The sequence below is a fragment of the Streptomyces solincola genome, assembly GCF_002982015.1.
Classification (GTDB): Bacteria; Actinomycetota; Actinomycetes; order Streptomycetales; family Streptomycetaceae; genus Streptomyces; species Streptomyces solincola.
The window spans coordinates 1-8,061 of the sequence record NZ_PVLV01000133.1 but is presented as its reverse complement, the minus strand read 5'-3'; the positions used below and the strand labels follow the sequence as shown (position 1 = coordinate 8,061).

General features: G+C 74.6%; 9 protein-coding genes. 3 read left to right on the top strand and 6 right to left on the bottom strand.

Annotated elements, in window-relative coordinates:
• On the bottom strand, positions 1-1,089 hold a 1,089-nt coding region (locus tag C6N75_RS10820), incomplete at its 3' end, for a multicopper oxidase family protein (RefSeq protein WP_105868654.1).
• Positions 1,090-1,280: 191 nt separating this feature from the next.
• Between C6N75_RS10820 and C6N75_RS10815 the strand changes: the two genes are divergently transcribed.
• From C6N75_RS10815 to C6N75_RS10805, 3 genes are read left to right on the top strand one after another with little or no spacing between them, the layout of a single operon-like run.
• Positions 1,281-2,693 (top strand): pyridoxal phosphate-dependent decarboxylase family protein, encoded by a 1,413-nt coding sequence (locus tag C6N75_RS10815; protein WP_105868653.1) that lies wholly within the window; start codon positions 1,281-1,283, stop codon positions 2,691-2,693.
• Between the two features lie 6 nt (positions 2,694-2,699).
• Positions 2,700-3,359, top strand: a complete 660-nt coding sequence (locus C6N75_RS10810; RefSeq protein ID WP_258177340.1) for a hypothetical protein — start codon at positions 2,700-2,702, stop codon at positions 3,357-3,359.
• Entirely contained in the window at positions 3,356-4,048 is a 693-nt protein-coding gene (locus C6N75_RS10805) for a DUF6875 domain-containing protein (RefSeq protein WP_105868652.1), read from the top strand. The genes C6N75_RS10810 and C6N75_RS10805 overlap by 4 nt, the downstream gene beginning before the upstream one ends.
• 80 nt (positions 4,049-4,128) lie before the next feature.
• On the opposite strand, the gene C6N75_RS10800 is transcribed toward C6N75_RS10805, so the two are convergent.
• From C6N75_RS10800 to trpA, 5 genes are read right to left on the bottom strand one after another with little or no spacing between them, the layout of a single operon-like run.
• Positions 4,129-4,845, bottom strand: a complete 717-nt coding sequence (locus C6N75_RS10800) for a beta/alpha barrel domain-containing protein (RefSeq protein WP_105868651.1) — start codon at positions 4,843-4,845, stop codon at positions 4,129-4,131.
• 55 nt (positions 4,846-4,900) lie between these two features.
• Positions 4,901-5,617 carry a phosphoribosylanthranilate isomerase gene (trpF, locus tag C6N75_RS10795; protein WP_105868650.1) on the bottom strand — a complete coding sequence of 239 codons (717 nt, stop codon included), beginning with the start codon at positions 5,615-5,617 and terminating at the stop codon, positions 4,901-4,903.
• A complete protein-coding gene (locus C6N75_RS10790) occupies positions 5,614-6,759 on the bottom strand; it encodes an acyl-CoA dehydrogenase family protein (RefSeq protein ID WP_105868649.1) in 1,146 nt (381 codons plus the stop codon). The genes trpF and C6N75_RS10790 overlap by 4 nt, the downstream gene beginning before the upstream one ends.
• A 40-nt stretch (positions 6,760-6,799) precedes the next feature.
• Complete coding sequence (locus tag C6N75_RS10785) at positions 6,800-7,174, bottom strand: ectoine synthase (protein ID WP_105868648.1); 375 nt, start codon at positions 7,172-7,174, stop codon at positions 6,800-6,802.
• Entirely contained in the window at positions 7,171-8,034 is an 864-nt protein-coding gene (trpA, locus tag C6N75_RS10780; protein WP_322888040.1) for a tryptophan synthase subunit alpha, read from the bottom strand. Before trpA ends, C6N75_RS10785 begins: the two co-directional genes overlap by 4 nt.
• Positions 8,035-8,061 lie beyond the last annotated feature (27 nt).

Here is an 8,061-nt window from a genome sequence, read left to right as displayed (position 1 = left end):
AGATGGGTATAAGAGACAGAGCGGGGGCAGGGTGCGCAGGCGGGCGGGGACGGAGCTGGGGTCGGCGGCGGTGCGGACGACGTCGAAGCGCATGACCTGGCCGACCTCCCCGGGGGTACCGGGGCCCACGGTGTTCTCCAGGACGACCTGGGCGCCGACGGGGTAGCGTCCGAAGTCGACGACGAGGTCGACGCGCTCGCCGGGTGAGAGCCACAGGGCGTCGGTGGTGTGCGGGGCGGGCAGCAGGCCGCCGTCGGAGCCGATCTGGGTGAGGGCGGCCCCGTCGGACAGGCGCAGGTGGAAGAAGCGCATGTTGGAGGAGTTGAGCAGGCGCAGGCGGTACTTGCGGGCGGCGACCTTCAGGTAGGGCTGGGGTCGGCCGTTGGCGAGCAGGGTGGTGCGGCCGGGGACGTCGTCCATGACGTACACCAGGGCGCCCCGGTCGTCGAAGCGGGCGTCGCGCAGGGCGATGGGGATGTCGTACGCCCCGGACGGCAGCGGCAGGGACTGCTCCAGGTCGTCGGTGAGCAGGTAGGACCCGGACAGTCCGCGGAAGACGTGCTCGGCCTCGCTGTGGTGGGCGTGGTCGTGGTACCAGAGCGAGGCGTGCGGCTGGCGGTTGGGATAGGTGTAGGTGCGGGTGCGGCCGGGACCGAAGGTGTCCATCGGGTCGCCGTCGCTGCTCTGCGGCACGGACGCGCCGTGCAGGTGGACGGAGGCGGGCACGTCCAGGGCGTTGGTGTGGTGGACGACCACCGGCCGGCCCGAGCGGGCTCTGATGGTGGGGCCGGGGAACGAGCCGTTGTAGGTGAGCACCTCGGTGCGGACGCCGGGGAGTATCTCGACGCGCGCGGGGCGCAGGGTCATCCGGTAGGTGTCGACGCCGCCCTTGGTGGACTCCGGGGCGAGGACCGGCGGGATGGGCAGCGGCACGCTGAAGGGCGTCACCCGGGGCGCGGCGGCCGGGGCGGTCGCCGGGTCGTCCTCGCGGGCGGCGGCGAGGACGAGCGGGGCGAGGGCGGCGGAGGTGAACAGTCCGGCGCCGGTGGTGGCGAGGGCTGCGCCGAGCATGCTGCGCCGGGTGGTCATGGGTCCTCCGAGGGATGCCGAGGGGATGCGGGTGGCCCCGGCTCCGGCCCTGGCGGGCGGGGGCGGGTCGCCGCTGGCGAGTGCAGCAGGGCGGGCTCGCGCGGCGCTCGGGCGGGCGCCCGGTTGCGGCGGTGTTGCGGGGGGCCGCGTAGACGTACGGGCGACATGTCGTCGTCAGGGGAGGCGTTGCCGTGGATCTCCGCTACTGGCTGCCGCGCGCGGTGGACGTCGTCGAGCGGTTCGGCGAGCGCTTCGGGCCGTTCGCGCCGCATCCCTCGCACCAGGTGGGCGACGAGGAGTTCGGCGCGGTGTTCGAGACCTTCGCCAAGCGGCTGGACGACAACTACCCGTTCTTCCACCCGCGGTACGCGGGGCAGATGGTTAAGCCGCCGCACCCGGCGGCCGTCGTCGGCTATGTGACGGCGATGCTGTTCAACCCGAACAACCACGCCGCGGAGGGCGGCCCGGCCACCACGGAGATGGAGCGGGAGTGCGTCACCGCGCTCGGCTCGGTGTTCGGGATGACCGAGCCGCTGGGGCATCTGACCACCAGCGGCACGATGGCCAACCTCGAGGCGCTGTACGTGGCCCGGCAGTCGCATCCCGGGCGGGGCGTCGCCTACAGCTCGGAGAGCCACTACACGCACGCCCGGATGTGCGACGTGCTGGGGGTGGAGGGGCACCGGGTGCCGGCGGACGGCCGGGGCCGGATGGCGCTGGAGGAGCTGCGCCGGGTGCTGGCCACCGGGCGGGTGGGGACGGTCGTGGTCACCGCCGGCACCACCGGGCTCGGCACGGTCGACCCGGTGCACGAGGTGCTGCCGCTGGCGCGGGAGTACGGGGCCCGGGTGCACGTCGACGCCGCGTACGGGGGGTTCTACGCGCTGCTGGGGCGGTCCGGCGATCCGCAGGGCGTGGCGCCCGAGCCGTGGCGGGCGATCGCGGAGTGCGACTCGGTGGTGATCGACCCGCACAAGCACGGGCTCCAGCCGTACGGCTGCGGCGCGGTGCTCTTCAACGACCCGCGCGCCCGGCGGCACTTCGCGCACGACTCGCCGTACACCTACTTCACCGACGCCGAGCTGCACCTGGGCGAGATCAGCCTGGAGTGCTCGCGGGCGGGCGCGGCCGCCGCCGCACTGTGGCTGACGCTGCAACTGCTGCCGCCGACCCGGGAGGGCTTCGGCGCGCAGTTGGCGGCGAGCCGGCGGGCGGCGCTGCGCTGGCACTCGCTGCTCGGCGAGTCGGAGTTCCTGCGGCCGTACCAGCAGCCCGACCTGGACATCGTCAGCTATGTGCCGGCCGCCCGGCCCTGGTCGCTGTCGGCGATCGACGCCGCGAGCGGGCGGCTGCTGCGGGACGGGATGGACGCCGCGGACGACCCGGTGTTCCTCAGCGTCGTACGGGCGGACGCGGACGCCTTCCTGAGCCGTCACCCCACCGCCGTCCGCGACGCCGAGGCGGCGCGGGTGATGCGGAGCGTTCTGATCAAGCCGGAGGCCGAGTCGCACCTCGACGCGCTGCACGCCCGGGTCGAGGAGCTCGCCGCCGAGGGCGCCGGGCAGCCGCCCGGCCGGCCGGCACCGTCCCGACGAAGGGATTGACCTCGTATGTCCTCCACCCCCCTGACCTCCGCCACCCCGGTGACCGGCGCGAACGGCGTTCCCGGTGCTTTAGGGGACGGCATCGGGCCGGCGGCCCCGGACGACGCCGGGGCGCTGACCGCGCTGCTGGCGGCGTCGTTCCTCGACGACCCGCTGACCCGCTGGATCACCCCGGACGAGGAACGGCGCAGACGCGTGCTGCCCGGGTTCTTCCGGGTGTTCATGGAGCTGTCGGCGGACTGCGGCGGGGTGCTCGCCACCGCGGACCGCTCGGCGGTGCTGCTGTACCTGTCGCCGGACGGACTGGCCGCCGCCGAGGCGCGCGGAGCCGAGCTGGAGGAACGCTTCCGCGGGGTGCTGGGCGAGGACGCCCGGAGGCTGGCCGTCATCACCGCCCTCCAGGCCGAGCGGCACCCGGCGGCCCCGCACTGCTACATCTCGTTCGGCGCGGTCCGCGCCGACCGGCGCCGGGACGGGGCGATGGCGGCCCTGGTCGGGCGGGTGGCGGCGCTGGCCGACGCGGCGGGCTGCGGTACGTACGCCGAGGCCAGCTCGCCCGGCGGCGAGGGCTCCTGCCGGCGCAACGGCTTCGTCCGGCTCGGCCCGGACATCGTGCTGCCCGGCGACGGGCCGGCGCTGCGTCCGATGTGGAGGGACCCGCGATGAGGGGCGACGGGACGCTGCGGATCTACTCGCCCGGGGAAGTGGAGCGCGGCGAGGTGCCGGCGCGGTACGCGCGGGCGCTGGGCCAGGTGCTGGAGTGGAGCCGGGAGTTCCTGGTCTCCGGGCACCCGGCGCTGGGGCGGACCGGGCCGGTGTGCCCCTACACCCAGCCCTCCCTGCGCAAGGAGCTGTTCCTGTTCGCGGTGCCGCCGGAGGGACCGGGGTCGCCGGAGGGGCCGGGGTCGCCGGAGGGGCCGGGGTCGCCGGAGGGGTCCGGGCAGCCGGATCTGGCGGACGCGGTGGGGCGGCTGCGCGAGTGGCACGAGAAGCTGTCGACCGACCTGGAGCCGGACGACCAGGAGCTGCTGACGCTGCTGATGGTGCTGCCGGGGGTCGATCCGGCGGACTCGGCGGAGCTGGACGCGTTGCAGCGGGCGGCCAAGGACGAGTTCGTGGCCGGGGGGCTGATGATCGGGCAGTTCCATCCGGTGTGCGACGAGCCGGGGCTGTGGAACCCGGCGTTCCGGCCGCTGCGCTCACCGGTCCCGCTGCTGGCGGTGCGCCGGCTGCTCGTCTTCGACCTGCCGTTCCTGGTGGGCGCGGACCGCCATCTGGACGCGTATCTGAAGCGGTTCGCCCCGCTGATACCGACCCGGGTGCGCGACCAGCTCGTCAGCCGGGTCACGGCGTAGGCAGAAAGCGGAAGACGGAACGGCGGGGGGGGGGCCCGGGGGGGGGTCCCGCCACCGCCGTGCGGGCGAGCCGGGGCCGGTCAGGCGCCGGCGGTCTGCCGGGCGGCCGGGGCGCGCAGCGCGTCCAGCTCGGCCAGCCAGTCGTGCGGCCGGGGCGCGCGCAGCAGCGCGGTGGCGACCAGCAGCCCGGCGTACCCCTCGTCGAGCAGGCGGGCGGCCGCGGCGGGCCCGTCGATGCCGCTGGCGCTGACCGGGCAGGGCGTGCCGGTGGCGCGCAGCGCGGGCAGCAGGTCCAGGCTGCGGTCGATCTCGGCCTGGCCGCGCTCGCGGCGACGGATGTCCTTGTTGTTGACGGCGATCAGGCAGTCCCGCGGATGCGGCACCGCGGCCAGCTCCTCCTCGGAGGTGACCTCGACGAACGGGGTGAGGCCGGCCCGCAGGGCGGCGGTGACGAGCTTGCCGAGGCTGACCGCGGGCAGCAGCCCGGCGGTCAGCAGCACGGCGGACGCGCCCAGGTCCCTGGCCTGCTCCAGGTGGCCGGCGCGGGTGATGAAGTCCTTCTGGAGGACCGGCAGCCGGGTGATCCGGGCGACGTCCCGCAGCAGTTCGGGGGTGCCGCCGAACCAGCGCCCGGTGACCACCGAGATGCAGGGCGCGCCCATCTCCTCGTAGGCGGCGACGATGTCGGCGGGGGTGCGGCCGGCGATCAGGTCGAGGCCGTCGGCGTCCCGGCGTTTGACCTCCATGACCAGGGGGCGTTCGGCGGCGAGGAGGGCCTCGATGAAGGGGGTCGTCATGGGGTGTGCTCCTTACGGATGCGCGAGGCCGGTGAGGGACGACGGCGGGCGGGTGTCAGCTCGTGCGGACGGCGGGGGCGGCGTGCCGGGCGGTGCCCCAGGCCCGTGCCAGGTCGGCCACCGCGTCCGGGGTGAAGCGGCCGGCGGCGTCGCGGGCGGCGGTGTCCACGTCGATGCCGCGGAAGCCGGGGTGGGCGGCGACGTCGGCGTAGTCGGCGCTGCTCGCCGGATCGAGGCCGCCGGCCAGCCAGAACGGCAGCGGGCAGCGGTCGGCGAGCGCGGTCACCTGCCGGCCGGCGAGCCGGACGCCGGTGCTGCCGACGCGCCCGTCGCCGGTGGCCGCGTCGAACAGGAACAGGTCGGCGCCGGCGCGGGCGTACGCCTTGATCAGCGGGCGTTCGACGCAGCCGCCGTCCGGCGCCAGGTGCAGCACCTTGATCAGCACCGCGTCGGGCAGGGCCGCGCGCAGCGCCCGGACCATGTCGGGGCGCTGGTAGGCGTGGAGCTGGAGGTGCGTCACGCCGCTGCGGCGGGCCGCGTCGGCGAGCGCGTCGGGGTCGGCGAGGAAGGTGACGAGGACGGGTTCGAGGGCGCCGGTGGCCCGGGCCGCCGCCGCGAGGGCGGCGAGCCCGGGTCCGGTGAGGTCGGCGCGGCCGCCGGGTACGCCGTGCCAGAGGCCGACGTGGTCGGCCCCGGCGGCCGCCAGTACCTCGATGTCGTGCGGCGCGGTGGCGCCGCAGACCTTCAGTACGGGTGCGGGTGCGCTGTTCACTTGTCCAGGCCCAGCATCGAGGCGATCCGGGTGTACTGAATCTCGTTGGTGCCCGAGTAGATCGTGCCGCCGACGGCGTTGCGCACGTCCTGTTCGAGCCCGTACTCGGACATGTAGCCGTGTCCGCCGAAGATCTGCACGGCGGCCAGGCTGCTGTCCAGGTTGGACCGGCTGGTGACGAGCTTGGCGATGGCCAGGTCCGTGGTGACGTTCTCGCCGGCGGCGAGGCGTTCCCCGGTGTCGTACAGCCACTTGCGCGCCGTCTCCAGGCCGATCTTGGTGTCGACGATCTTGTTGGCGATCGCCTGGTAGGAGCCGATGGGCTTGCCGAAGGACTGCCGGGTGCGGGCGTAGTCGACGCAACGCTCCAGGCGGTGCTGCATCTCCCCGACGTTGACGATGAAGGAGAAGAGGATCTCCCGCTTCATCACGTGGTCCAGGACGATGAACCCGCCGCCGACCCGGCCGAGCACCCGGCTCGCGGGCACCCGGCACTCGTCGAAGTACAGCTCGCACAGCGGCGAGGTGCGCAGGCCCATCTTCTTCAGCGGCTTGCCCGTCGTCAGGCCCGGCGTGTCGCGGTCCACGAGGAACGCGGTGACGCCGAGGGCCCCGCCGTCGGGCCGGGTCCGGGCGTACACCACGAACACGTCGGCGACGGGGCCGTTGCTGACGAAGGTCTTGGCTCCGCTGAGGACGAAGGAGTCGCCGTCGCGGACCGCGCGGGTGGTCATCGCCATCGCGTCGGAGCCGCCCTCGGCCTCGGTGATGGCGTGCGCGCCGATCGCCTCGCCGGAGCAGACCAGGGGCAGGTACCTCTCTTTCTGTTCGGCCGTGCCGAACGCGTCCAGCGGGACTCCGGTGCTGGCCAGGCTGGTGGTGACGGAGAAGTTCAGCCCGGCGTCCCGGCAGTGCTCGCCCAGCCCCTCCAGGACGTACATGGTGGTGAGGAGGGACTGGCCGAGGCCGCCGTACTCCTCGTCGAAGGGCAGGGCGAGGACGCCGGTCTTCTGGACGAGCTTCCACTTGTCCGGGGAGAACGCGGCCTGCTCGTCCAGGGTGACGTGGTCGGCGCTGAGCGCCTCGCCCCACCGGGCCAGGCCCTCCCGGAGGTCGACCTGGTCGGTGTTCCAACGGATCACGGGGAACCGCCTCCATGGGGCGCCCGTCCGGGCGCCCCGGTCAGTACGCGGACGATGAGTGCTCGTCGAGGCTGTGCACCTCGTCTCCGGACAGGGCCGGGGCGAAGACGCAGACGAGTCTGAGGTCCTCGTGGGGGGAGGCCACGAGGAAGTGGGCGTCGTGCTGGTCCAGGGCGTACATGCGCCCGGGGGTGATGGGGTGCGAGGTGCCGTCCAGCTCGACGACCTCGCCGGAGCCGGCGATGCAGTAGCACGCCTCCATGTGGTTGCGGTACTGAAGGCGGGACTTGGTGCCCGCGCGGACGGTGGTGTCGGTCAGCGAGTAGCCGACGCCGTCGGCGGCCACCAAGAACCTCCGGCTGAGCCCGTTGCCCCAGTCGACGGTCTTCACGGTCTCGATGTCTCGGATGATCACGGTCGACTCCTTGGTGTGTGAGGTGTGGTGAGCCGCGCGGGTTGCACGGACCGGACGAACGCGCGCAGTTCCGCGACCGGGTCGCGCCCCGTGTGCAGGGCGGACTCGATCCGGGCCACGGCGGCGGAGCCGACGATGACGGCGTCGGCCCCGGTGCCGTGGACGGCTTGCGCGTCCTCGCTGGTCCTGACCCCGAAGCCGACGGCGATCGGGGACGTGGTGTGGGCCCTCAGCTCGGCGACGGCGCCGGCCAGGGCGGCGTGGCCGGCGGCGGGCGCGGTGCCGCTGCGCCCGTAGTGGGCCACGAGGTAGAGGTAGGCGGTGGCCTCGGCCGCCGCGCCGGCGCGGGTGGCCGGCGCGGACTGGGCGTAGCAGGTGGTGACCACCGGGAGCCCGGCGGCGCGGGCGGTCGCCAGGTGCGCGGCGCGCAGCCGGGGCGGCAGCGCGTGCACCAGGAGGCCGTCGGCCCCGGCGGCGACGATGTCCGCGGCGGTGCCGGCGGGGTCGCGGTGCTTGAGGGTGTGGCTCCAGTCGGCGAGCAGCGCGATGCGCAGGCGGCTGAGGTAGGGGCGCACCCGGGCGATCGCGGCCAGCACCTCGTCCAGGCCGGTGCCGAGCGCCAGGGCCCGGTCGGCGGAGCGGCGGATGACCGGCCCGTCGGTGACCGAGTCGGGGAAGGGTACGGCCAGTTCGAGGCAGTCGACGCCTTCCTGGTCGAGCATCAGGGCCAGCTCGTCGAAGCGGTCCAGGGGCGGGTCGCCGGCGTTGAGGAAGAGCGCCAGTCCGCCGGGCTCGGGGAAGAACGGGCGGGGCCGCCGGGCCTTCGGCAGGAGCGGGCGCGGGGCCGGGGCCTCAGCCACGGGTCACCTCCGGGGCGGTGGTCGCGG